General features: G+C 75.7%; 18 protein-coding genes. 11 read left to right on the top strand and 7 right to left on the bottom strand.

What is annotated here, in order from left to right; all coding sequences use genetic code 11:
* Positions 1–208: 208 nt before the first annotated feature.
* The 3 genes from HUT16_RS08520 to HUT16_RS08530 all read left to right on the top strand — a co-directional run bounded on the left by HUT16_RS08520 (position 209) and on the right by HUT16_RS08530 (position 4559).
* Positions 209–2410 (top strand): MMPL family transporter, encoded by a 2202-nt coding sequence (locus HUT16_RS08520; protein ID WP_254898268.1) that lies wholly within the window; start codon positions 209–211, stop codon positions 2408–2410.
* Between the two features lie 108 nt (positions 2411–2518).
* Positions 2519–3397 (top strand): aminoglycoside phosphotransferase family protein, encoded by an 879-nt coding sequence (locus HUT16_RS08525; protein WP_176186998.1) that lies wholly within the window; start codon positions 2519–2521, stop codon positions 3395–3397.
* Between the two features lie 256 nt (positions 3398–3653).
* Complete coding sequence (locus tag HUT16_RS08530) at positions 3654–4559, top strand: polysaccharide deacetylase family protein (protein WP_176187000.1); 906 nt, start codon at positions 3654–3656, stop codon at positions 4557–4559.
* Positions 4560–4586: 27 nt separating this feature from the next.
* On the opposite strand, the gene HUT16_RS08535 is transcribed toward HUT16_RS08530, so the two are convergent.
* Both HUT16_RS08535 and HUT16_RS08540 read right to left on the bottom strand, forming a co-directional pair.
* Complete coding sequence (locus HUT16_RS08535) at positions 4587–5294, bottom strand: exonuclease domain-containing protein (RefSeq protein ID WP_176187002.1); 708 nt, start codon at positions 5292–5294, stop codon at positions 4587–4589.
* A gap of 126 nt (positions 5295–5420) precedes the next feature.
* Positions 5421–6548 (bottom strand): SAV2148 family HEPN domain-containing protein, encoded by a 1128-nt coding sequence (locus HUT16_RS08540; RefSeq protein WP_254898269.1) that lies wholly within the window; start codon positions 6546–6548, stop codon positions 5421–5423.
* A gap of 524 nt (positions 6549–7072) precedes the next feature.
* Between HUT16_RS08540 and glgX the strand changes: the two genes are divergently transcribed.
* The 4 genes from glgX to treZ all read left to right on the top strand — a co-directional run bounded on the left by glgX (position 7073) and on the right by treZ (position 14413).
* Positions 7073–9181, top strand: a complete 2109-nt coding sequence (gene glgX, locus HUT16_RS08545) for a glycogen debranching protein GlgX (protein WP_176187006.1) — start codon at positions 7073–7075, stop codon at positions 9179–9181.
* Positions 9182–9301: 120 nt separating this feature from the next.
* Entirely contained in the window at positions 9302–10195 is an 894-nt protein-coding gene (locus tag HUT16_RS08550) for an SDR family oxidoreductase (protein WP_303392073.1), read from the top strand.
* Between the two features lie 91 nt (positions 10196–10286).
* The gene (treY, locus tag HUT16_RS08555; RefSeq protein WP_176187010.1) at positions 10287–12677 is read left to right on the top strand and encodes a malto-oligosyltrehalose synthase; all 2391 of its coding nucleotides are present in this window, start codon (positions 10287–10289) and stop codon (positions 12675–12677) included.
* Positions 12677–14413 (top strand): malto-oligosyltrehalose trehalohydrolase, encoded by a 1737-nt coding sequence (treZ, locus tag HUT16_RS08560; RefSeq protein WP_176187012.1) that lies wholly within the window; start codon positions 12677–12679, stop codon positions 14411–14413. The genes treY and treZ overlap by 1 nt, the downstream gene beginning before the upstream one ends.
* A gap of 32 nt (positions 14414–14445) precedes the next feature.
* Here the strand turns inward: treZ and HUT16_RS08565 are convergent, their stop codons facing one another.
* The gene (locus HUT16_RS08565) at positions 14446–15336 is read right to left on the bottom strand and encodes a transketolase family protein (protein WP_176192568.1); all 891 of its coding nucleotides are present in this window, start codon (positions 15334–15336) and stop codon (positions 14446–14448) included.
* Between the two features lie 55 nt (positions 15337–15391).
* Positions 15392–16096, bottom strand: coding sequence for a transketolase (locus tag HUT16_RS08570; protein WP_176187014.1), 705 nt, complete (start codon positions 16094–16096; stop codon positions 15392–15394).
* A gap of 64 nt (positions 16097–16160) precedes the next feature.
* Here HUT16_RS08570 and soxR point away from each other — a divergent pair, with 64 nt between their 5' ends.
* From soxR to HUT16_RS08585, 3 genes are all read left to right on the top strand, one after another.
* Complete coding sequence (soxR, locus tag HUT16_RS08575) at positions 16161–16658, top strand: redox-sensitive transcriptional activator SoxR (RefSeq protein WP_176187016.1); 498 nt, start codon at positions 16161–16163, stop codon at positions 16656–16658.
* Positions 16659–16746: 88 nt separating this feature from the next.
* On the top strand, positions 16747–17607 hold the full coding sequence (locus HUT16_RS08580) for an SAM-dependent methyltransferase (protein WP_176187018.1): 861 nt from the start codon (positions 16747–16749) through the stop codon (positions 17605–17607).
* Positions 17608–17674: 67 nt separating this feature from the next.
* Positions 17675–18547: a sulfurtransferase gene (locus tag HUT16_RS08585; RefSeq protein WP_176187020.1), complete on the top strand. Its 873-nt coding sequence runs from the start codon at positions 17675–17677 to the stop codon at positions 18545–18547.
* 56 nt (positions 18548–18603) lie between these two features.
* Here HUT16_RS08585 and HUT16_RS08590 read toward each other — a convergent pair whose 3' ends face one another.
* Complete coding sequence (locus tag HUT16_RS08590) at positions 18604–20709, bottom strand: MMPL family transporter (protein WP_176187022.1); 2106 nt, start codon at positions 20707–20709, stop codon at positions 18604–18606.
* 255 nt (positions 20710–20964) lie between these two features.
* Here HUT16_RS08590 and HUT16_RS08595 point away from each other — a divergent pair, with 255 nt between their 5' ends.
* Complete coding sequence (locus tag HUT16_RS08595) at positions 20965–21615, top strand: hypothetical protein (RefSeq protein WP_176187024.1); 651 nt, start codon at positions 20965–20967, stop codon at positions 21613–21615.
* Between the two features lie 59 nt (positions 21616–21674).
* Here the strand turns inward: HUT16_RS08595 and coaE are convergent, their stop codons facing one another.
* Together coaE and HUT16_RS08605 are read right to left on the bottom strand one after the other, a co-directional pair.
* The gene (gene coaE, locus HUT16_RS08600) at positions 21675–22271 is read right to left on the bottom strand and encodes a dephospho-CoA kinase (RefSeq protein ID WP_176187026.1); all 597 of its coding nucleotides are present in this window, start codon (positions 22269–22271) and stop codon (positions 21675–21677) included.
* 46 nt (positions 22272–22317) lie between these two features.
* Positions 22318–22962, bottom strand: a complete 645-nt coding sequence (locus tag HUT16_RS08605) for an MBL fold metallo-hydrolase (protein WP_176187028.1) — start codon at positions 22960–22962, stop codon at positions 22318–22320.
* Positions 22963–22972 lie beyond the last annotated feature (10 nt).

Here is a 22972-nt window from a genome sequence, read left to right on the forward strand (position 1 = left end):
CGACCCCGGGGGTGGGGTTAACCCCCTGCTCCCCCTGGGGGCAGGGCCAGGGGGAAACCGGTGACTAGCCGGATGGTCCGTCAAGGCGCCGTTTCCTAGCGTGTGTTGTGCCGCCGGAACCCGCTTCCGGGGCCCACTGACCGGGGCGGTCCGCGACCGTCCGACACCCCTGGGGGAACCAGCAGTGAAGCAGGGAATCGCCGCCACCATGGGCGCCTGGAGCGCCCGCCACCGGAAGACCGCGGTCTTCGGGTGGCTCCTGTTCGTCGTCCTCGTCTCCTACCTCGGCGGCGTGCACGGCTCCGACAAGGTCACCGACGCCGAGTCGATGCCCGGCCAGGTCGCCCGGGCCGCCAGGATCCTGGACGACGCGGGCCTGAAGTCCCCGGCCGGCGAGACCGTACTGGTGCAGAGCGCGTCGCTGACGGCCGACGACCCGGCCTTCCGGGCCGCCGTCGACCAGGTCTCCGCCGCCGTCCGGGGCACCGGCCGCACCAGCGAGCCGCTGAGCCCGTACGACACCGGCGCGGTCTCCGCGGACCGGCACTCGGCGCTGCTGCGGTTCACCGTCGACGGTGCGGACAGCGAGGCCGCCGTCGCCAACGTGCCCGCGGTGATGGACGCGGTGGCCGGCGCGCAGGGCCGGCACCCCGACTTCGTGATCGAGGAGTACGGCGAGGCCAGCTCCGGCAAGTGGTTCAGCGACCAGTTCAAGAACGACTTCGCCCGCGCCGAGTGGACGGCCGTGCCGCTCGCCCTGGGCATCCTGCTGGTGGCCTTCGGGGCCGTGGTCGCCGCCGTGCTGCCGGTGGTCCTGGCGATCACCGCCTTCGTCGCCGCCGGCGGCCTGGTCGCCCTCTCCTCCGGCCTGCTGCACACCAGCGACGACGCCAGTTCCGTGATGCTGCTGGTCGGCCTCGCCGTCGGCGTCGACTACTGCCTGTTCTACCTGCGCCGCGAGCGCGAGGAGCGGGCCGCCGGCCGCGACCACGCCACCGCGCTGCGGATCGCCGCCGCCACCAGCGGCCGCGCCGTCCTGGTCTCCGGCATCACCGTGGTGGTCGCGATGGCCGGCATGTTCCTCACCGGCATCGCCGACTTCCAGGCCATGGCCTTCGCCACCATCCTGGTCGTGGTCACCGCGGTGCTCGGCTCGCTGACGGTGCTGCCCGCGCTGCTCTCGATGCTGGGCGACCGGGTCGAGAAGGGCCGCGTCCCGTTCCTGCACCGCCTGCGGCGCGACGCCGGGGACGGCAGCCGGTTCTGGAACGCGGTGCTCACCCCGGTGCTGCGCCGCCCGCTGGCCGCCGCCGTGCTCGCCACCGCCGTCCTGCTCGCCGTCGCCGCCCCGCTGCTGACCATGCGCACCGCCAACCTGACCTTCCAGCAGCAGCTGCCGAAGGGCAACGCCCTGGTCGCCACCTCGCAGCGGGTCGAGGCCGCCTTCCCCGGCAGCCCCTCCCCCGCCACCGTGGTGGTCAAGGCCCGGGACATCACCTCCCCCGAGATGACCGCCGCCCTCGCCGAGTTGCAGTCCCGCGCCCTGGCCACCGGCAGGATGCACGGCCCCACCGAGGTCACCCTGCACCCCGAGCAGAACGTCGCGACGGTCGACATCCCGCTCTACGGCAGCGGCAACAACGCCGCCTCGACCGCCGCGCTGAAGGCCCTGCGCGAGGAGGTCGTGCCCGCCACGGTGGGCAAGGTCCCCGGCACCGAGGCCCCGGTCACCGGCAGCACCGCCGGGTCGGTCGACTTCAACCGGCAGATGTCCGACTCGCTGCTGCCGGTCTTCGGCTTCGTGGTCGCCTTCGCCTTCCTGCTGATGCTGCTCTCCTTCCGCTCGCTGACGGTGGCGCTGACCGCGGTGCTGCTCAACCTGCTCTCCGTCGGCGCGGCCTACGGCGTGCTCGCGCTGGTCTTCCAGCACGGCGTCGGCGCCGCCCTGATCGGCACCGCCGGCGTCGGGGCGGTCGAGAGCTGGGTGCCGCTGTTCCTCTTCGTCATCCTCTTCGGCCTCTCGATGGACTACCACGTCTTCGTGGTCTCCCGGATCAAGGAGGCCCGGGACCGCGGCCTGAGCACCACCGCCGCCGTCGCCCACGGCATCCGCACCACCGCCGGCGTGGTCACCAGCGCCGCGGTCATCATGGTCGGCGTCTTCGCGGTCTTCGGCACCCTCTCCATGCAGTCCATGAAGCAGATGGGCGTGGGCCTGGCCGTCGCGGTCCTGATCGACGCCACCGTCATCCGCGCCGTCCTGCTGCCCGCCGTGATGTCGCTGCTCGGCGAGCGGAACTGGTACCTGCCCGGCTGGCTCGGCTGGCTGCCCCGGATCGGGGCCGAGGGCCCGGTCGAGGAATCGGCCGCGGGCGGCGCCGAACTGCTGCCCGCCGGAGCGCACCGGTAACCCGCCGGAGCGCACCGGTTAAGGGGCCGGGGTCGCGGGGCCCGGGGAGCGGCGGCTCCCCGGGCCCCGTCCGCGCGTCCCGCCGGGCACCACCCGGACAATGGGCGGGTGATCTTCGACGAACCGAGGGCGCTGGCCCTCCTCCAGGAAGCCTGCGCCCCGGCCGGGATCGACCCGGCCGGGGCGGCGCTGCTCGCGCTGGGGCAGAACGCCGTCTTCGACCTCCCCGCCGAGGGGCTGGTGGCCAAGGTGGGCCGCACCCCGGGCGGAGCGGGCCGGGCGGAGCGCGAACTCGCGCTGGCCGGCTGGCTGGACGGCGCGGGCGTGCCGGTGGTGCGCCCGGCCGACGGCGCCGTCGCGGTGGTGCGCGAGCACCCGGTGACGTGGTGGCACCGGCTGGCACCGGCCGTCCGCCCGGCCCGGCCGGTCGACCTGGCGCCGCTGCTGCGCGCGTTGCACGCGCTCGGCCCGGCCCCCGTCCCGCTGGGGCGGCGCGAGCTGCTGGCGCCGGTGGACAGCTGGCTGGCCGCCGCCGAGGGGCACGTCGACCCGGCCGACACGGCGTTCCTCCGTGTCCGAAAAGAGACCTTTGTCACCGAGATCGCCGGCCTGTCGCCCGTCCTGCCGCCCGGACCGATCCACGGCGACGCGCTGCCGCGCAACGTGCACGTCACCCCGGACGGCCCGGTGCTGCTCGACCTGGAGTACATGGCCTCCGACCTGCGCGAGCACGACCTGGTGGTGCTGGCGCTCAGTCAGGACCGCTACGGCGTACCGGCCGAGGAGGTCGCCGCGTTCGACGCCGCCTACGGCTGGGACGTGCGCGAGTGGCCCGGCTTCGCGGTGCTGCGCGGGGCGCGGGAGACCGCGAGCGCCGCGTGGGTCGCCCAGCAGGCGGCCGGGAACCCGGCCGCCGCGGCCGAGTTCCGTCGCCGGGTGGACTCGCTGCGTGACGGGGCGACGGCAGTACGCTGGTTCGCGTTCTGACCGTTCAACTCCCGTTCTGCCCGCTTCCGTCCGGTGTCCGCCCCCGCGGCGCGGCCCCCGCCGCCCGCCTGTGGCGTGGCACACCTCCGGACGGAACCACCCCGCTCGTGCCCGGCGTCGTACCGGACGCCCCGCCGCAAGGCGGCCGGTACGACGTCAGGAGTCGCCCCGTGGTGAAGTCCCGCATACCCGCCCCCCGTCGTTCCCTCCTGCTCGGCGCCTCCGCGCTGCTCGGCACGTCCGCCCTGCTGGTGGCGTGCGGCGCACCGGGCGCCACCTCCGCGGCGGGCGGCGCCGCGCCCCGCCCGGCGTCGCCGGGCGCGAGCACGACCGGCCCGGCGGGCGGGGCTCCTCGGCGGCGGCGCGGCCGACCCCGGGCGAGGACGCGGCGTCGGACCCGGCCGCGCCGACCCGCACCCCGGCCCCGTCCGCGACCACCGCCCCGGCCTCCCCGTACGCCTCGCCGTCCGCGCCGCGGAGCAGCGCCGCCCCCTCGCAGCCCACCGCGAGCGGCACGCCGAGCGCGCCCGCCTCCTCGCCGGGCGCCACCGCGCCCGCCCCGGCCCCGCACGTGCTGCGGCACACCGCCTCGGGCGGCCGGACGGTGGCGCTGACCTTCGACGACGGCCCCGGCCCGGCCACCGGCCAGGTGCTGGACCTGCTGGCGCAGTACCACGCCAAGGCGACGTTCTGCGAGATCGGCGACAACGCCAGGACCCGCCCGGCGGCGGTGCAGCGCATCCTCGCCGAGGGCCACCGGCTGTGCGACCACACCGTGGACCACCCGCAGCCGATGCACACCCAGTCGCACGAGCAGCAGGTCGCGGAGATCCGCGACGCCAAGGCCGACATCGAGGCGGCGGCCGGCAACGGCGCGCAGATCAGCTGGTGGCGCGCCCCGGGCGGCGACTTCACCGCGGAGAACGAGCGGATCGGTGCCGACCTGGGGATGAAGTCGCTGGGCTGGTCGGTCGACCCGCGCGACTGGTCGCGCCCGGGCGTGCAGGCGATCGTCTCCACCGTGCAGCACGACCTGCGCCCGGGCGGGGTGGTGCTGATGCACGACGGCGGCGGCGACCGCAGCCAGACGGTGGCGGCGCTGAAGCAGCTGCTGCCGTGGATGGTCGCCCAGGGCTACACCTTCGACTTCCCGCAGTCCTGACGGACCGTCGGGGCGCCCGCCGGGACGCTAGGAGGCGGCCTTGAGCGGCCAGCGCGGGTCGACCACGGCCGCCGGGTCCTTGCGGCGCAGCCAGCTCTGCAGGTCGGCGGCCCAGGCCCGGTGCCAGTCGACCTGCCGCCGGTGCAGTTCCTCCAGCGGCAGGTCGCCGGCCTGCGCCGGGTACCGGTGGCCGAGGGCGACCGCGACCCGGACGGCGGCCAGCGCGTCGCTGCCGGCCTCGTGCGCGTCGCGCAGTTCGACGCCGTAGACCTCGCAGACCCGCTGCAGGGTGCGCGAGCCCTTGCGGTACTTGTCCAGCGCGCGGTCGACGACCATCGCGTCGACCACCGGGGTGACCGGGCCGCCGAGCCGGTCGGCCAGCGCGGGCAGGCCGTGCCGGCGCAGTTCGGCGTCCAGCAGGGAGAGGTCGAACGGGGCGTTGAAGGCGACCACGGGCCGCCCGGCGGCGAGCCGCTCGACCAGGGCGCGGGCGATCTCCTCGACCGCCTCGGCGGCCGGGCGGCCGTGCGCGCGGGCCTCGGCGTCGGTGATGCCGTGGATGGCGGCGGCCTCGGCGGGTATCGGCACGCCCGGGTCGAGCAGCCAGGTGGTGGCGCCCTGGACGCCGCCGCCGAGGGTGTCGACCACGGCGGCGGTGACGATCCGTGACTCCTCCGGGTCGGTGCCGGTGGTCTCCAGGTCGAAACCGGTGAGCGGCCCCTTCCACCAGGTCATGGGGTGTGTCCTTCCGTCAGCACTGCCAAGGTCCGTCCATCATCGCGCGCCGCAGTGACAGCGCCACGGCACTCCTGCCCGCCGGACGGGCGGCCACTCCGGTCGGGACGCCGGTCGGGACGCCGGTCAGGACACCGGCCGGGAGTCGCCCCACAGCCCCTCGAACTCCTCGCGGTAGACCTCCAGCAGCCCGGGTTCGGTGCCGCCGGACTCCTGCCCGGCGCCGCCGCGAAGCACCAGCGCGGGCGACTCGATGCCGCGGGCCTTGCGCAGGTAGGGCTGGACCACGCCGAGGTCGGTGGAGCTGCGGCGCCCGCCGGCGCCGGTGGTGCGCTGGCCCTCGACCAGGTACGCGGTGAACCGGGGCAGTTCGTCGAACACCCGGATCTCGAAGCTGCCCTGGTCGCGCAGCCGGGCCCGCACCCGCCGCACGTGCATGATGTTCATCTCCACGGCGCGCCCCAGCTCGCCGCGCCCGATGCCCAGTTCGCGCTCGCGCCGGCGCACCGCGCTGCTCGCCGGGTTGAGGAACAGCAGCCGCACCCGGCAGCCCTCGGAGGCGAGCCGGACCAGCCGCTTGCCGGTGTAGTTCTGGCAGAGCATGCCCAGGCCGATGCCGACCGCGTCCAGCCGCCGGGCGCCGTCGAGCAGGTCCTCGACCGGCAGGTCGCGCTGGAGCCGGACCCGGTCGGGGTGGACCGCGACCACGTCGGCGTAGCGGCCGGCCACCAGCTCCTCGACCACGTCGGCGGGGACGCCGCCGTGCGCGCCGTCCAGCAGGGCGAGCAGCCGGGCGGCGGCCCGCTCGGTCTGGTCGAGGACGGTCTGCGACAGGGCCCGGTTGCGGGAGACCACGTGCCGGGCGACCTCCAGCTCGTCCAGGGCCAGCTCGACCTCCCGGCGGTCCACCAGGTGCGGTTCGAAGCACGGCCAGTGCTGCACCATCAGCTCGCGCAGCTGCGGCAGGGTGAGGAAGACCAGCGGGTCGTCGTCCAGCGGGTCCAGCAGGTAGCCCTTGCGGCGGGAGACCTCGCGGACGGCGGCGGCCCGGTGCACCCACTCCTCGCCGGCCGGCCCGGCGGCGGCGGTGACCCACTCCTCGCCGTGCGCGGGCGCGTAGACCGGGCGCAGCACCTCGTCGACCAGGGCGCGCATGCGCTGCTCGACCAGGTTGAGCCAGACGTAGGCGCGGCCGGCCAGCCGGACCCGGCGGTAGGCGTCGTCCCACTGCTCGGCGGCCCAGGCGGGCGGCATCCCCTCCAGCGGGCCGCCGCCCTGCGGGGGCAGCGGGCCGCGGCCGCCGCGGACGATCAGCGTGGGGGCCTCGCTGCTGCCGGCCCGCGGGTCCGTGCCGTCGCCGCCGGCGGGGAACCCCATCCGCTACCTCACCTCTCGTCCGCCGCCCTGCGGGTGACGGTGCGTCCGCTGTGTCGCTCGACCGCGGCGGCCCCGGTCGCACGCCGCGCGGGCCCGGGGCTCGCGGTCCGGACGATCAAGGGTATCGCCCACCGCCACCGGGCCGCAGCCCTCTTGACAGCAAGCGGATCGGCTCCCGACGGTCCGTCACCGGCCGGCCACGCCGCGCCGACGGTCCGGGCCGCCGGGACACCCGTTCGGGCGAACCACGCGCGGATGGGCGAGGAGTTCGGGCCGCCGCCGGGGAGTATGCGGGTGTGCCGTGCGTCACGTGGTTGCCGCCCCGCACATGGCCGGGCGCTCCACCGGGAAACCCCCGGGGGAGCGCCACTTCGCGTCAGGCACGAGGGAGTCGAGGACACATGCAGGTCTGGCCGGGGCAGCCCTACCCGCTCGGCGCCACCTACGACGGCGCGGGCACCAACTTCGCCGTGTTCTCCGAGAGCGCGCACCGGATCGAGCTCTGTCTGCTCGCCGAGGACGGCACCGAGACGGTGGTCGAGCTGCGCGAGACCGACGCCTTCGTCCGGCACGCCTACCTGCCCGGCGTGCAGCCGGGCCAGCGCTACGGCTTCCGGGTGCACGGCCCGTACCAGCCGGGCCTGGGGCAGCGGCACAACGCCTCGAAGCTGCTGCTGGACCCGTACGCGAAGGCGATGAGCGGGCACATCGACTGGGACGAGTCGGTGTACGGCTACCACTTCGGCGCGCCCGAGCGCCGCAACGACCTGGACTCGGCGCCGCACACCATGCACTCGGTGGTGATCAACCCGTACTTCGACTGGGGCACCGACCGGCCGCCGCGCACCGACTACCACCGCACCGTGCTCTACGAGGCGCACGTGAAGGGCCTGACCAGGCTGCACCCGGGCATCCCGGAGGAGATCCGCGGCACGTACGCGGGCCTGGCGCACCCGGCGGTGATCGAGCACCTGGCGAAGCTGGGGGTGACCGCGATCGAGCTGATGCCGGTGCACCAGTTCGTCCGCGACCACCGGCTGCGGGACCTGGGGCTGGCGAACTACTGGGGCTACAACAGCGTCGGCTTCTTCGCCCCGCACTCCTCGTACTCCTCCACCGGCGACCGCGGCCAGCAGGTGCAGGAGTTCAAGTCGATGGTGAAGGCGCTGCACGCGGCCGGCATCGAGGTGATCCTCGACGTGGTCTACAACCACACCGCGGAGGGCAACCACCTGGGTCCGACGCTCTCCTTCCGCGGCCTGGACAACGCCTCGTACTACCGGCTCGCCAAGGACCAGCGCTTCTACGAGGACACCACCGGCACCGGCAACTCGCTGCTGATGCGCAGCCCGCACGTGCTCCAGATGATCATGGACTCGCTGCGCTACTGGGTCACCGAGATGCACGTGGACGGCTTCCGCTTCGACCTGGCGGCGACGCTGGCCCGGCAGTTCCACGAGGTCGACCGGCTCTCCTCGTTCTTCGACCTGGTCCAGCAGGACCCGGTGGTCTCCCAGGCCAAGCTGATCGCCGAGCCGTGGGACCTGGGCGAGGGCGGCTACCAGGTCGGCAACTTCCCGCCGCTGTGGACCGAGTGGAACGGCAAGTACCGGGACACCGTCCGCGACTTCTGGCGCGGCGAGCCGGCCACCCTGGCCGAGTTCGGCTCCCGGCTGACCGGCTCCTCCGACCTGTACCAGGACGACGGCCGCCGCCCGATCGCCTCGATCAACTTCGTCACCTGCCACGACGGCTTCACCCTGCGCGACCTGGTCTCCTACAACGACAAGCACAACGAGGACAACCACGAGGACAACCGGGACGGCGAGTCGCACAACCGCTCCTGGAACTGCGGCGCCGAGGGTCCGACCACCGACCCGGCCGTGCTGGAGCTGCGGGAGCGCCAGCAGCGCAACTTCATCGCGACCCTGATGCTCTCCCAGGGCGTCCCGATGCTCTGCCACGGCGACGAGGCCGGGCGCACCCAGCGCGGCAACAACAACGCCTACTGCCAGGACTCCGAGCTCACCTGGGTGGACTGGGCGGGCGCGGACGCCTCTCTGCTGGAGTTCACCCAGGCGATGATCTGGCTGCGCCGCGACCACCCGGTCTTCCGCCGCCGCCGCTTCTTCCACGGCCGCCCGGTCTCCGGCACCCACGACGACCTCACCGACATCGCCTGGTTCACCCCCGCCGGCGAGGAGATGACCAAGAAGGACTGGTCGACCTCGTACGCGAAGTCGCTGACCGTCTTCCTCAACGGCAACGCGATCTCCGAGCCCGACCGCCGCGGCGGCAAGATCGTCGACGACTCGTTCCTGCTGATGTTCAACGCCCACTTCGAGCCGCTCTCCTTCACCGTCCCGGCCGACCACGGCGAGGCCTGGCAGGTCGTCGTCGACACCTCCCTCCCCGTCCTGCCCCCGCGCGGCACCGGCCCCCGGGTCAAGGCCGGCGACACCCTCCGCCTGCCCGACCGCGCCCTGATGGTCCTCCAGCGCCCGGCCTAGCCCCCTCCAGGGGCTCGGGGAACGGCGAGAGCCCCTGCCAGGGGCTCGGGGAACGGCGAGGCCCAGTCTGCGAGCCCCTGGTGGTGCATGCCCGTCTGCCGACAGTTCCCCGGGCCCCTGATGCGGGTATTCCCTCCGCAGCGTGACGTCGCAGATCAGAGGGGGTACGAAGTGTCTCGTCGGTGGTTGGTGACCGGGTGTTCGTCGGGGTTGGGGCTGGCGCTCGCGCGGGCGGTGGCGGTGGCCGGGGACCGGATCGTGGCGACCAGCCGGGGGGCCTCGCCGTTGGACGCGCTGGCGGCGGAGTTCCCCGGGCAGGTGGTGCCGGCCCGGCTGGAGCTGCGCAGCGCGGCGGACTGCGCGGCGGCGGTGGAGCTGGCCCGCGAGCGCCTGGGCGGGGTGGACGTGCTGGTGAACAACGCCGCGGTGGGCCTGTTCGGGGCGGTGGAGGAGGTCTCGGACGCGGAGCTGCGCGAGCAGCTGGAGGTGCTGGCGGTGGCGCCCTGGCGGCTGGCGCGGCTGGTGCTGCCGCTGATGCGGGAGCAGGGCGGCGGCCACGTGGTGAACGTCTCCTCGGTGGGCGGGCGGATGGGCTTCCCCGGCCTGGGGGCGTACGTGGCGGGGAAGTTCGCGCTGGAGGGGATGAGCCTGACGCTGGCCGCGGAGGCCGCGCCGTTCGGGGTGCGGGTGACGGTGGTCGAGCCGGGCGGTTTCGCCACCGCGTACGGGAACTCGCTGGCCGAGACGGCGGCGAAGCTGCCGGAGTACGGGCCGACGCTGGAGCCGATGCACCGGGCGCTGCGCGGCATGGCGGGGGACGTCGGGCTGAACCGGCCGGAGGCGTTCGCGGAGCTGGTGCTGCGGGCCGTGGCGGCGCCGGCGGGCCCGGTGCGGGTGCCGGTGGGGCCGGACGCGTACGCGATGGTGGCGGCGGCGCTGACCGGGGAGGCCGCGGAGCTGGCGGCGGCCCGGGCGCTGGCGGGCGAGGGGGTGGCGGCGCCCGATCCGGTCTGAGCGCCCCGCGGTCCGCCCCCCGGCCCGCCCCCGCGCCCGTTCGGCGCAGTGCGGGCGGTAGGGCCGGGGCGGCCAGGGTAGGCATGCGGGTATGACGTCAGCCGCCGCACGCCCCGAGACTGCCGGCATCCCGACGGCCAGTTACCGGCTCCAGCTGCAGCCGGAGTTCACCCTGCACGACGCCCGCCGGGCGGTGCCGTACCTGGCGGCGCTCGGCGTGTCGCACCTGCACCTGTCGCCGCTGCTGGAGGCGGTGGCCGGCTCCACGCACGGCTACGACACCCTCGACCACAGCCGGATCAGCGAGCAGCTGGGCGGCGAGGGGGCGCTGCGCGAGCTGGCCGCGGAGGCGGCGGCCCACGGGCTGGCGCTGATCGCGGACGTGGTGCCGAACCACATGGCGCTGCCGGTGCCGGAGCGGCTGAACGGCCCGCTGTGGGAGGTGCTGAAGAACGGCCCGGACGACCCGTTCGCGGCCTGGTTCGACATCGACTGGGCGGCCCAGCCGGGCCCGGTGGACGCGCCGGACCGGGGCCGGCTGCTGCTGCCGCTGCTGGGCGACCGGCTGGGCGCGGTGCTGGAGCAGCTGGTGGTGGACGGCGGGGTGCTGCGCTACCACGAGCACGAGTTCCCGCTGCGGCCCGGCACGGAGGGCCTGCCGCTGGCGGAGCTGCTGGAGCGGCAGTGGTACCGGCTGTGCTGGTGGCAGCTGGCCGACGAGCAGCTCAACTACCGGCGCTTCTTCACCGTGAACGACCTGATCGCCGTCCGGGTGGAGGTCCCGGAGGTGTTCGAGGCGACGCACGGGGTGCTGCTGCGGCTGCACCGGGAGGGCGTGCTGGCGGGCTTCCGGATCGACCACCCGGACGGGCTGGCCGATCCGCGCGGGTACCTGCGGCGGCTCGCGGAGGCGACCGGCGGGGCGTACACGGTGGTGGAGAAGATCCTGACCGGGGACGAGGCGCTGCCCGCGGACTGGCCGTGCGCGGGGACGACGGGGTACGACGCGCTGCGCCGGATCGACGGGGTGCTGACCGACCGGCGGGGCGCGGAGAAGCTGTTCGCGGCCTACCGGCGGGACGTGGGCGAGGCGGTCGACCCGGCGGGCGCGGGCCGGGCGGGACGGGCCGGGATGGTCGCGCCGGGCGGGGCGCTGTCGGCGGAGACCGAGCGGCTGGTGCGCCTGGTGGGGCGGATCTGCGCGGAGGGCCCGGAGCTGGCGGACCACTCGCCGCTGGCGGTGCGCCGGGCGCTGGAGCAGGTGCTGACCGGCTACCCGGTGTACCGGCCGTACGTGGTGCCGGGCGAGGAGGCCCCGCCGGAGGCCCGGGCGGCGCTGGCGGCCCCGGCGGACGCCTCGGACACCGAGCTGCTGGTGCGGGCGCTGGCGCTGGGCGGGCTGGGCCGGTCGGCGGCGAAGGACGAGTTCTGCCACCGGTTCGGGCAGACGGCGTCGGCGGTGGCGGCCAAGGGCGTGGAGGACACCGCGTTCTACCGGTTCAACGCGCTGCTGTCGCTGAACGAGGTGGGCGGCCTGCCGGAGCGCCCGGGCGTGTCGGTGGAGGAGTTCCACCACTGGTGCGCCGGGCAGGAGCGGCTGTGGCCGGCGGCGATGACGGCGCTGTCCACCCACGACACCAAGCGCAGCGCGGACGCCCGGGCGCGGCTGGCGGTGCTGGCGGAGCTGCCGGAGGTGTGGGCGGCGGAGTGCGCGGCGTGGACGCTGGCGGCGGGGCCGTGCGCGGACCGCTCGACGGCGTGGCTGCTGTGGCAGACGCTGCTGGCGGGGTGGCCGCTGTCCGGGGAGCGGCTGCTGGGGGTGGTGCTGAAGTCGGTGCGGGAGGCGAAGCGGCGCACCTCGTGGAAGGAGCCGGACGCGGGGTTCGAGGGCTGGCTGGCGCAGTACGTGCGGGGGGCGCTGGCCAATCCGGGGCTGTGTCCGCGGATCGCCGGGTTCGCCGGGCTGATCGCGCCGTTCGCCCGGGTGAACTCGCTGTCGGCGGCGCTGCTGCACCTGCTGGTGCCGGGCGTGCCGGACGTGTTCCAGGGCGGCGAGGAGCCGCTGTACACGCTGGTCGACCCGGACAACCGGGCGCCGGTGGACCTGGGGGCGCTGGCGGTGCGGCTGACCGACTCGCCGGAGCCGCGGCCGGGCGACCTGGCCCGGGAGAAGCTGCACCTGACCACCACGGCGCTGCACCTGCGCCGCTCGGGCGCGCTGGGCTCGTACCGGCCGCTGGCGGCGGACGGCCCGGCCGCCGAGCACCTGGTGGCGTTCGGGCGCGGCGAGCGGGTGCTGGGCGCGGCGACCAGGCTGCCGTACGGGCTGCACCGGGCGGGCGGCTGGCGGGAGACGGTGCTGGAGCTGCCGCCGGGCCGCTGGACGGACCTGCTGACGGAGCGCCGCTTCACCGGCGGCCCGGTCGAACTGTCGTATCTGTTCCGGCAGTCGCCGGTGGCACTGCTCTCGGAGGGGTCGTGATGCGGTACGGGGTGTGGGCGCCGGACGCCAAGGTGGTCGAGGTCGAGGTCGGGGCGGTCCCGTACCTGCTGGAGCGCGATCCGGACCGGCCGGGCTGGTGGTGCGGCGAGGCGCCGGAGGGCGACTACGGGTTCCGGCTGAACGGGGGCCGGGCGCTGCCGGACCCGCGCTCGGCCCGGCAGCCGTTCGGCCCGGACGGGCTGAGCCGGCCGGTGGACCACGGCGCGTTCGCCTGGTCGGAGACGGCCTGGCGGGGGCGCCCGCTGCCCGGGTCGGTGGTGTACGAGCTGCACGTGGGCACCTTCACCCCCGGGGGCACGTTCGACGCGGCCGCCGAGAGGCTCGACCACCTGGTCGACCTGGGCGTGGACTTCGTCGAGCTGATGCCGGTGTGCGCGTTCCCGGGCCGCTCCGGCTGGGGGTACGACGGGGTGGACCTGTGGGCGGTGCACGAGCCGTACGGCGGGCCGGACGGGCTGAAGCGGTTCGTGGACGCGGCGCACCGGCGCGGGCTCGGCGTGATACTGGACGTGGTGCACAACCACCTCGGCCCCTCGGGCAACTACCTGCCGCAGTACGGCCCGTACTTCACCGACCGGCACCAGACGCCGTGGGGTTCGGCGGTCAACCTGGACGCGCCGGGCTCGGACGAGGTGCGGGCGTTCCTGGTCGGCAGCGCGCTGGCCTGGCTGCGGGACTACCGGATCGACGGGCTGCGGCTGGACGCGGTGCACGCCCTGGTGGACACCCGGGCCCGGCACTTCCTGGAGGAGCTCTCCGCCGAGGTGGGGAAGCTGGCGGCGGCGACCGGGCGCCCGCTGTTCCTGGTCGGCGAGTCGGACCTGAACGACCCGCGCACCACCGCCGCCCGGGAGGCGGGCGGCCAGGGCCTGGACGCGCAGTGGAGCGACGACTTCCACCACGCGCTGCACTGCCTGCTGACCGGCGAGTCGCAGGGCTACTACGCGGACTTCGCCGCCGACCCGTACGCGGCGCTCGCCAAGACCCTCACCGGGGGCTTCTTCCACGACGGGAGCTGGTCCTCGTTCCGGGAGCGCTCGCACGGCCGGCCGTTCCCGCCGGAGCGCGGGCACCGGCTGCTGGGCTACGCGCAGACCCACGACCAGGTCGGCAACCGGGCCACCGGCGACCGGCTCGCCGCGTCGCTGCCGCCGGGGCGGCTGGCCGCGGCGGCGGCGCTGGTGCTGACCTCGCCGTTCACGCCGATGCTGTTCATGGGCGAGGAGTGGGGCGCGGGCACGCCCTGGCAGTACTTCACCGACCACACCGACCCGCAGCTGGCCGAGGCCGTCCGGCAGGGGCGGCGGCGGGAGTTCGCCGGGCACGGCTGGCGGGCCGAGGATGTCCCGGACCCGCAGAGCCCGGAGACGGTGGCCGCCTCGACCCTGGACTGGTCCGAGCCGCAGCGCGCCCCGCACGCCGAACTGCTGTCCTGGTACCGGGAGTTGATCCGGCTGCGGCGGGCCGCCCCGGAGCTGGCGGACGGCGACCTGGCGGCGGTGCGGGTGCGCCACGACGCGGCGGCGGGCTGGCTGGCGGTGCACCGGGGCCGCTACCGGGTGCTGGTGCGGCTCGGCGGCGACGGCGGGCCGCTGCCCGTCCCGCTGGAGGCCCCGTTCGGCGAGGTGGCGGCCTCGTTCGGCGAGGTGGCGGCCGGGCCGGGCGGCGCGGTGCTGCTCGGCCCGGACGCGGTGGCGGTGGTGCGCACCGCCTGAGCGGGCGGTGGTGCGCACCGCCCGGCGCGGCCCTACCAGAGGTACTCGGCGATCCGGGCGTGCAGCCCGGCGGCGTCCAGGCCGTAGGCGGCCAGGTGCTCGGGGACCGAGCCGTAGTGCCGGTGCTCGGCCAGCGGCACTCCCAGGGACAGGACGCGGTGCGGCAGTTCGGCCAGCGCGTGGTGCGCCGCGCGCTCCGAGGTGCCCGCCAGGTAGGGCTCCACCAGCACCACGTCGGCCCGCTCGCCCAGCGCGGCGCGCAGGCCGGCCCCGTCGAACGGGCGGACGGTGGCCGCGTACAGCACCGTCACGTCCAGCGTCTCGGTGGCCGCCAGCACCGCGTCCAGCATCGGGCCGACCGCCAGCACCACGCCGGCGGCCCCGGAGCCCTGCCGCACGGCCAGGAACCGGCCCGGCGCGACGGGCCGGGGCTCGGCGTTCTGGTGCGCGGAGAGCCGGACGTACTGCCGGGTGTCGCCGGCGGCGACCGCGTGGCGCAGCAGCAGGTCGGCCTCGGCGGGGTGGCCGGGGACGTGCACGTGCCAGTCGGGCAGGGTGTCGAGCAGGGCGACGTCCCCCGGGGACATGTGGGTGCGGCCGCCGGCCGGCCAGTCGTAGGAGCCCGCGGCGGACACCAGGACGGCCCCGACGTCCTGGTGCACCAGGTCCAACTTGACCTGCTCGAAGGGCCGTTCGATCAGGAAGCTGGCGAAGGTGTGGGCGATCGGGCGCATCCCGGTCAGCGCCAGGCCGCCCGCGACGCCGATCAGCAGCTGCTCGCGGATGCCGACGTTGACCACCCGGTCGGGGTGGGCGCGGGCCGCTTCGGGGAACTGCGCGACCCCGATGTCGGCGAGCACCAGCGCGGTGCGCGGGTCGCGCTCCAGCAACTCGGTGACGGTGGCGGCGAACTGCTCGCGCATGGTCGCCTCGTGGGCGTCCCGCAGGGTGTTCCGCACGGTCTCTTCTCCCCTGTCCTCAGCTGTTCTTGGGTTCGGTGCGGGCCACCACCGCGTGCGGGCGGCCCGGGTGCGGGGCGGTGAACGCCCGGTACAGCTGCTCGTGGTCGCGGCCGTCGACGGTGGCCGTCGACCAGCCCTCGCCGGCGAAGCGGGCCGCGATGCCGCCGCTCCAGCCGTGGGTGGCCGAGGAGTTGTCGATCACGACGACGTTCAGCCGCTCCAGGCCGACCGCCCCGGCGAAGGCCACCGCCTCGTGGTTGGAGCCCTCGTCGAACTCGGCGTCCCCGATCAGCGTCCACACTGCCGGGCGCTCCAGCCCCTGCGCCCGCAGGCCCAGCGCGGTGCCCACCGCCAGCGGCAGGCCGTGGCCCAGCGAGCCGGAGCCGATCTCCGCGCCGGGCACCAGCACCCGGTCCGGGTGGTGCCCCAGCGGCGAGTCGTAGGCGCCGAAGCTGGGCAGCAGCTCCACCGGGAAGAAGCCCTTGGCGGCCAGCACCGCGTAGTACGCCATCGGGCCGTGACCCTTGGAGAGCAGGAACCGGTCGCGGTCCTGCGCGTCGACGTTGCCCGGGTGCACGTCCAGCACCCGGTCGTACAGCACCCACAGGGCGTCCAGGGTGGAGTGGGCGGCCGGGGAGTGCTTCTCGTCGCCGACCATCAGGGAGATCAGGCGCGGCAGGTCGGGGTACCCCGCCGCGGTGCGGGTCGCTTCGCTCGTCATGGGGAACAGCCTCCAACTTCAAGCTCGCTTGAAGTCAAGCGGCCGCGCCCCGTACCCTCGGGCGATGGCCCCCTCCCGGCACGACGTCCTCACCATCGGCCAACTCGCCGAGCGCAGCGGCCTGGCCGCCTCCGCGCTGCGCTACTACGAGAGCCTCGGGCTGATCCACTCCACCCGCACCGCCGGGAACCAGCGCCGCTACCCGCGCTCCGCGCTGCGCCGGATCGCCTTCGTCCGGGCCGCCCAGCAGGTCGGGCTCAGCCTCGACGAGGCCCGCGCCGCGCTCTCCCGGCTCCCCGAGGACCGCGCCCCCAGCACCCGCCAGTGGGACGCCGTGGCCGCCGCCTGGCAGCACCGGATCGACCGGCAGATCGACGAACTCCAGCTGATGCGCGCCAAGTTGACCGGCTGCATCGGCTGCGGCTGCCTCTCCCTGACCCGCTGCGGCCTCTACAACGCCGCCGACCGGGCCGGCGCCGCCGGGCCCGGCGCCCGCTACCTGCTCACCCGGGACCCGGACACCGGCCCCGAACCCGGGCCCGGCCCGGACGCCGAGGAGTGATCCACTTCTTTCCCGGCCCGCCGCCGCACCGCCCGGCGGGCCGTCTATGCTGCCCCCGAAAGCGCGTTCCACCGACGGGGAGCCGGACATGACCGACCATCAGGAAATCTCGCTCGACTGGATGTCCGGCGACCAGAGCACGCCGACCGCCACGCCGCCCTCCGCCGAACTGCGCCCCGAGGTGCCGCACCCGGCCCGGATGTACGACTACTACCTCGGCGGCAAGGACAACTTCCCCGCCGACCGGGCCGCCGCCGAGCAGGTCCTCGCGCTCAGCCCGCTGGTGCGGATCAGCGCCCGGGCCAACCGGGCGTTCCTGCAGCGGGCCGTGCGCACCCTCGCCGAGCAGGGCGTGCGCCAGTTCCTCGACATCGGCACCGGCATCCCCTCGGCCGGGAACACCCACGAGATCGCCCAGGCCGTCGACCCGTCCGCGAAGGTCGCCTACCTCGACAACGACCCGATCGTGCTGGTGCACGGCCGGGCCCTGCTCTCCGGCGCCCGCCCCGGCACCGTCAGCGTCCTGCAGGCCGACCTGCGCGAGCCCGGGGCGATCCTCGCCGACCCGGCCGTCCGCGAGCTGCTCGACCTCGAACGGCCGGTCGCCCTCCAGCTGTTCGCGATCCTGCACTTCATCGACGACGACGCCGACCCGTACGCGATCGTCCGCACCCTGGTCGACGCGCTGCCCTCCGGCAGCTACCTGGCGCTCTCGCACGCCACCGGCGACTTCGCCCCTCCGCAGGAGGCGGCCAAGGGCCCCGCCGTCTACCGGTCGGCGACCGCACAGCTCAGCATGCGCAGCCGCGAGCAGGTGCTGCGCTTCTTCGACGGCCTCGAACTGCTGGAGCCCGGCCTGGTCACCGCCCCGCTCTGGCGCCCCGACCAGGCCCCGCAGGACACCGACCACGAGGTCGCCATCTGGGCCGGCGTCGCCCGCAAGCCCTGACGGGCCCCGCGACCGCCGCGGCGGTGCGATCCCGGGCTCGCCGCACCGCCGAGAGGGAGCACCCGCCATGACCGCACCGCCGTCCGCCGCCTCCCCGGCCGCCGCCCCGCCGCCCGCCGTCCCGCCGCTGGTCGACGCCGGGTGGCTGGCTGCCCGGCTGGGCCGCCCCGGCCTGGTGGTCCTGGACGCGGGCGTCGGCGCGCACCGGCACCCGGACGCCCGGATCCCCGGGGCGCGCGCGTTCGACCTGGACGGCGCGCTGTCCGACCACGCCTCCGCGCTGCCGCACACCATGCCCTCCGCCGCCGACCTCCAGCGCGAACTGCGCGCCCTGGGCGTCGACGACGGCTCCACGGTGGTGGTGTACGACGGCGCGGGCGTGTACTCCGCCCCCCGCGCCTGGTGGATGCTGCGCGCCGTCGGCCTCGACCGGGCCGCCGTCCTGGACGGCGGGCTGCCGGCCTGGCGGGCCGCCGGGCACCCCGTCGACACCGGGCCCCGACTCCCCTGCCCCGCCGGTGACTTCACCGCCCGGCCGCGCCCGGGCCTGTTCGCCGACCGGGACGCCGTGGCCGCCGCCCTCACCGACCCGGACACCGCCGTGCTGGACGCCCGCGCCCACGAGCGCTTCACCGGCGCCGCCCCCGAACCCCGCCCCCACCTGCGCCGCGGCCACCTCCCCGGCTCCACCAGCCTCCCCTTCACCGACCTGCTCACCCCCGACGGCCGCTACCTCCCCCGACCGGCCCTGCACGAGCGCCTCACCGCCGCCACCGGCGGCCGCCCCCGCCTGATCACCTCCTGCGGCTCCGGCGTCACCGCCTGCGTCCTCGCCTTCGCCGCCCACCTCACCGGCCACCCCGCCCCCGCCGTCTACGACGGCTCCTGGTCCGACTGGGGCCGCCCGGAAACCGCCCTCCCGATCGCCACCGGCCCCTGAGCCCCTCGCACCCCCGAGCCCCTCGAGACCCCGAGCCGGGCCGCGCACCCGCCCGGTCAGGGGACGGCCTCGTCCGGCGGGATGGTCGGGGGGTGGGGCGGTCGGCGGGTGAGGCGGGTGGGCCACCACATGCGGTGGTCGAGGTCGGCGGTGAGGGCGGCGACCAGGACCGAGCGGACGACCAGGGTGTCGAGGAGGACGCCGAGGGCGACCGCGAAGCCGATCTCGGCGAAGCCGACCACGGGGAGGGTGCCGAGGACGGCGAAGGTGGCGGCCAGGATCAGGCCCGCGGAGGTGATCACGCCGCCGGTGGCGGCCAGGCCGGCCACCGCGCCGCGCCGGGTGCCGAGGCGGCCGGACTCCTCGCGCACCCTGGTCATCAGGAAGATGTTGTAGTCGATGCCGAGGGCCACCAGGAACACGAACACGAACAGCGGGAACGCCTGGTCCTGGCCCTCGAAGTGGAAGACGTGCGCGAAGAAGAACGCGCTGATGCCGAGCGCGGCCGCGTACGACAGCACCACGGTGGCGATCAGCACCAGCGGCGCGACCACCGCCCGCAGCAGCGCGGCCAGGATCAGCAGCACCACCGCCAGCACCAGCGGGATGACGACCCGGTTGTCGTGCGCGGCGGCCCGCCCGGCGTCCAGCACCACCGCGGTGGAGCCGCCGACCTGCGCGTCGGCGTCCGGCACCGCGTGCACGGCCGCCCGGACGCGGTCGACGGTCGCCTTGGCGGCCGCGGAGTCCGGCGGGTCGGCCAGGACGGCCGGGAAGTACGCCTCGCCGCCGGCCGTCACCGGCGGCCCGATCCCGGCGATGCCGGGCGTGCCCGCGGCGGCCTGCCGGACGGCGTCCAGCGGGGCGGCGGCGCTGATCACCGACAGCGGGGCGCCCGTGCCGCCGGGGAAGTGCGCGGCCAGCACCTGCTGGCCGGTGACGGAGTCGGGCTTGCCGGTGAAGGTGCCCGCGGCGCTCAGCCCGTTCGCGTTCAGCGACACCAGGCCGGCCGTGCAGGCGGCCAGCGCCAGCGCGGTGCCCACCCAGACCTTGCGCGGCCGGCCCGCGATCCAGCCGCCGACGTGCGCCCACCGGCCGGTGGCGGTCGGCTCGGGCGTGCCGTACTCCGGGCGCACCGGCCAGAACACCCAGCGCCCGCACGCCACCAGCAGCGCGGGCAGCAGCGTCAGCATCGCCACCAGCGCCACCACCACGCCGATCGCGCACACCGGGCCCAGGCCGCTGGTGGAGTTCATCTCGGCGACCATCAGGCACAGCATCGACGCGACGACCGTCGCCGAGCTCGCCAGGATCGCCGGACCGGCCCGGTGCAGGGCGGCGGCCATCGCCTCGTGCCGGTCCCGGTGGCGGCGCAGCTCCTCCCGGTAGCGGGCGGTCAGCAGCAGCGCGTAGTCGGTGCCCGCGCCGAGCACCAGCACGATCAGGATGCCCGCGCTCTGCGCGTTGACGGTCAGCCCGGCGTGCGCGGCGAACAGGTACACCGCGCCCTCGGCCACCGTCAGCGCCGCGCCCGCAGACAGCAGCGGCAGCAGCCACAGCACCGGGCTGCGGTAGGTGAGCAGCAGCAGGACGACCACCACCGTGACGGTGGCGTACAGCAGGGTGCCGTCGATGCCCTCGAAGGCCTTGGACTGGTCGGCGCCGATCCCGGCCGGGCCGGTGACGTGGGTGGCCAGGCCGGGCTGCGCGCCGGACGCGGCGGTGGCCCGCAGGCTGTCGACGGCCGGGCCGAGGTCGTTCCACCCGCTGTCGCCGGTGACCACCGGCACCACGGTCTGCAGCGCCCTGCCGTCCCCGGACTCGGTCGGGCCGACGATCGGCGCGGTGACGTGCGGGGCGTCGGCGAACTGCCGGGCGTCGCCCGCCGCCTTGGCCCGGTCCTCGACGGTGATGCCGCTCTCGCGCTGGTACACCACCACCGCGTCGGCGGTCTGCACCGGCTGGAAGCGCAGCTGGGCGTCCAGCACCCGGGTCGACTCGGCGTTCGCGGGCAGCCAGCTGGACGCCTGGTTGTCCTCGGCGCCGTTCAGCTTGCCCGCCAGCGGCGCGGCCACCAGCAGCACCAGCAGCCACAGGCCGAGCACCACCCACTTCGCGCGCCGCCCGCAGGGCAGCGCGGCCGCTCTTCTCCCGGGACTCATCACCACCGGCTTCCCGTCGCGACCCGCACCGGGCCCGGCCGGGCCCGCGCGCTCCCCCGTCCACCATCGCGCCCCGGCCGGAGCCCCGCACCCGGGCGCCGCACCCGGGCGGCCGTACCGCGGTGCCCGGGTGCGGCGCGCCGGGGGGCGGGCGGGCACGTTTGCGCGCCGGATCGGTGCGGGGACGAACCGACCAGGACACGAACCGCCGCGCTGTGGTAACCAGGACTTCGCCGATCATCACGGGGGATCTCTTTGACCGCGCCGACCTCACCCGACGGAACGCCGCCGTACCCGACCTCGCCGCCGCCCGTCCCGGGCGCGCCGCCCCCGCCCCGCCGGCTCGACCTCCAGGGCTGGAGCGCCGTGGTGACCGCCCTGGTGGGCGTCGCCACCCTGGGGGCCGGGTTCGCGGGCGGCTACCTCACCCAGTCGCAGGCCGCCCCCGACGGCGGACCGCGACCGACCGCGACCGTCACCGCGACGGTGACCGTCACGGCGACCGCACCGGGAGCCGCCCGCTCGACCGCCCCCTCGGCCACCGCACCGGCCGTCGACGCGCTGCCCAGCGGGGCGCCGACCGGCCCGGCGACGAGTGCCGTCCGGGTGCTGCTGGCCTCGCCGGACACCGGGCGCGGCGGGACGCGGACGGTGCTCACCGGGCAGGGGTTCCCGCCCGACACCGTGGTCCGGGTCTCCTTCGTGGTCAAGACCGACGGCCTGGAGTACCAGCACCGGGACTTGCGGGACACCAAGTCCGACGCCGACGGCGCCTTCTCGGTCGAGGTCTCCGTCCCGTCCGACCTGAAGGACTACCAGGGCAAGAACACCTACCTGCGCGCCCAGCCCGGCACCGGCAGCAGCAGCACGAAGTACAGCGACACGGTGTTCAACCTGCTGCCCTGACCCGCCGCTCCGACCCGGCGTCCTGATCCGGCGTCCTGACCCGGCGTCCTGACCCGCCGTCAGCCCCGGCGCCGCTCCAGCTCCCGCCACAGCTCGTCGACGCGGGCGGCCAGCTGCGCCAGGTCCCCGCTGTTGTCGAGGACCAGGTCGGCGATCGCCAGCCGCTCCGCGCGGCCGGCCTGGGCGGCCATCCGGGAGCGCGCCTCGTCCTCGGCCATGCCGCGCAGGTCGACCAGGCGGCGCAGCCGCTCCGCGTCCGGCACGTCGATCACCACGACCAGGTCGTACAGCGGGGCGAGGCCGTTCTCGGCGAGCAGCGGGACGTCGTGCACCACGACCGCGTCCGGGCCCGCCGCGGCCTCCAGTTCGGCGGAGCGGGCCCGCACCAGCGGGTGCACGACGGCGTTCAGCTTCGCCAGCCGGGCCGGGTCGGCGAAGACCACCCGGCCGAGCGCGGGGCGGTCCAGCGTGCCGTCCGGGAGCAGCACCCCGGGGCCGAACTCGGCGGCCACGGCGGCCAGTCCGGGCGTCCCGGGGGCGACCACCTCGCGGGCGATCACGTCCGAGTCGACGATCACCGCGCCGTGCGCGGCCAGTCGGCGGGAGACCTCGCTCTTGCCCGCGCCGATCCCGCCGGTCAGTCCGATCCTCAGCATGCCGCCAGGCTACCGGCCCGCCCCCGGCCCGGTGCGGGCGGCCGGGTCAGACCAGGTCGAGGGACTCCCCGGCCGTCAGCGTCCGGTACTCCACGCCGCCGGTGCCGGGGCCCTGCGGGCCGAGCAGCCGCCCGTGGACCGCCTGCCCGGCCTCGCTGAGCGTGGCCTCGTGGATCGCCACCGCCTGCCGGGGCCGGGCGTCGCGCAGGTAGTCGACCAGCTCGCCGGCCCGCAGCCAGGGCGCGCCGAGCGGCAGCAGCAGGGTGTCGACGGTGTCCGGCGGGACGGTCAGCGCGTCGCCCGGGTGGAAGGCCCGGCCGCCGAGCAGGAAGCCGACGTTGGGGATGCGCGGGATGTCGGGGTGGATCTCCGCGTGCCACTCGCCGTGCACCGTCACCGGCAGCCCGTCCAGGTCGAACGCGTCGCCGTCGCCGACCACCGTCACCTTCGCGCCGATGCCCTCCAGCTGCCGGGCCACCGAGGAGTTGGTGTACACCCGCAGGCCCGGGTTGGCCTCGACGGCGGCCCGGACCTGCCCCTCGGTGAAGTGGTCGGCGTGCTCGTGGGTGATCAGCAGGGCGTTCACGCCCGCCAGCGCCACCGGGCCGGTGAACATCCCGGGGTCGATCAGCACCGCCCCTTCGGCGTGCTCGATCCGGACGCAGGCGTGGCCGTACTTCGTCAGTCGCATGCGGCCCAGC

Source organism: Kitasatospora sp. NA04385, assembly GCF_013364235.1.
Taxonomy (GTDB): Bacteria; Actinomycetota; Actinomycetes; order Streptomycetales; family Streptomycetaceae; genus Kitasatospora.

Excerpts from the sequence above, each read along its gene's own strand:
- HUT16_RS08520 (WP_254898268.1), top strand. The coding sequence starts at position 209 with ATGGGCGCCTGGAGCGCCCGCCACCGGAAGACCGCGGTCTTCGGGTGG.
- HUT16_RS08535 (WP_176187002.1), bottom strand. The coding sequence starts at position 5,294 with ATGACCTGGTGGAAGGGGCCGCTCACCGGTTTCGACCTGGAGACCACC.
- HUT16_RS08540 (WP_254898269.1), bottom strand. The coding sequence starts at position 6,548 with ATGCCGCCCGCCTGGGCCGCCGAGCAGTGGGACGACGCCTACCGCCGG.
- glgX (WP_176187006.1), top strand. The coding sequence starts at position 7,073 with ATGCAGGTCTGGCCGGGGCAGCCCTACCCGCTCGGCGCCACCTACGAC.
- HUT16_RS08550 (WP_303392073.1), top strand. The coding sequence starts at position 9,302 with ATGCGGGTATTCCCTCCGCAGCGTGACGTCGCAGATCAGAGGGGGTAC.
- treY (WP_176187010.1), top strand. The coding sequence starts at position 10,287 with ATGACGTCAGCCGCCGCACGCCCCGAGACTGCCGGCATCCCGACGGCC.
- treZ (WP_176187012.1), top strand. The coding sequence starts at position 12,677 with ATGCGGTACGGGGTGTGGGCGCCGGACGCCAAGGTGGTCGAGGTCGAG.
- HUT16_RS08565 (WP_176192568.1), bottom strand. The coding sequence starts at position 15,336 with ATGCGCGAGCAGTTCGCCGCCACCGTCACCGAGTTGCTGGAGCGCGAC.
- HUT16_RS08570 (WP_176187014.1), bottom strand. The coding sequence starts at position 16,096 with ATGACGAGCGAAGCGACCCGCACCGCGGCGGGGTACCCCGACCTGCCG.
- soxR (WP_176187016.1), top strand. The coding sequence starts at position 16,161 with ATGGCCCCCTCCCGGCACGACGTCCTCACCATCGGCCAACTCGCCGAG.
- HUT16_RS08580 (WP_176187018.1), top strand. The coding sequence starts at position 16,747 with ATGACCGACCATCAGGAAATCTCGCTCGACTGGATGTCCGGCGACCAG.
- HUT16_RS08585 (WP_176187020.1), top strand. The coding sequence starts at position 17,675 with ATGACCGCACCGCCGTCCGCCGCCTCCCCGGCCGCCGCCCCGCCGCCC.
- HUT16_RS08590 (WP_176187022.1), bottom strand. The coding sequence starts at position 20,709 with ATGAGTCCCGGGAGAAGAGCGGCCGCGCTGCCCTGCGGGCGGCGCGCG.
- coaE (WP_176187026.1), bottom strand. The coding sequence starts at position 22,271 with ATGCTGAGGATCGGACTGACCGGCGGGATCGGCGCGGGCAAGAGCGAG.
- HUT16_RS08605 (WP_176187028.1), bottom strand. The coding sequence starts at position 22,962 with ATGCGACTGACGAAGTACGGCCACGCCTGCGTCCGGATCGAGCACGCC.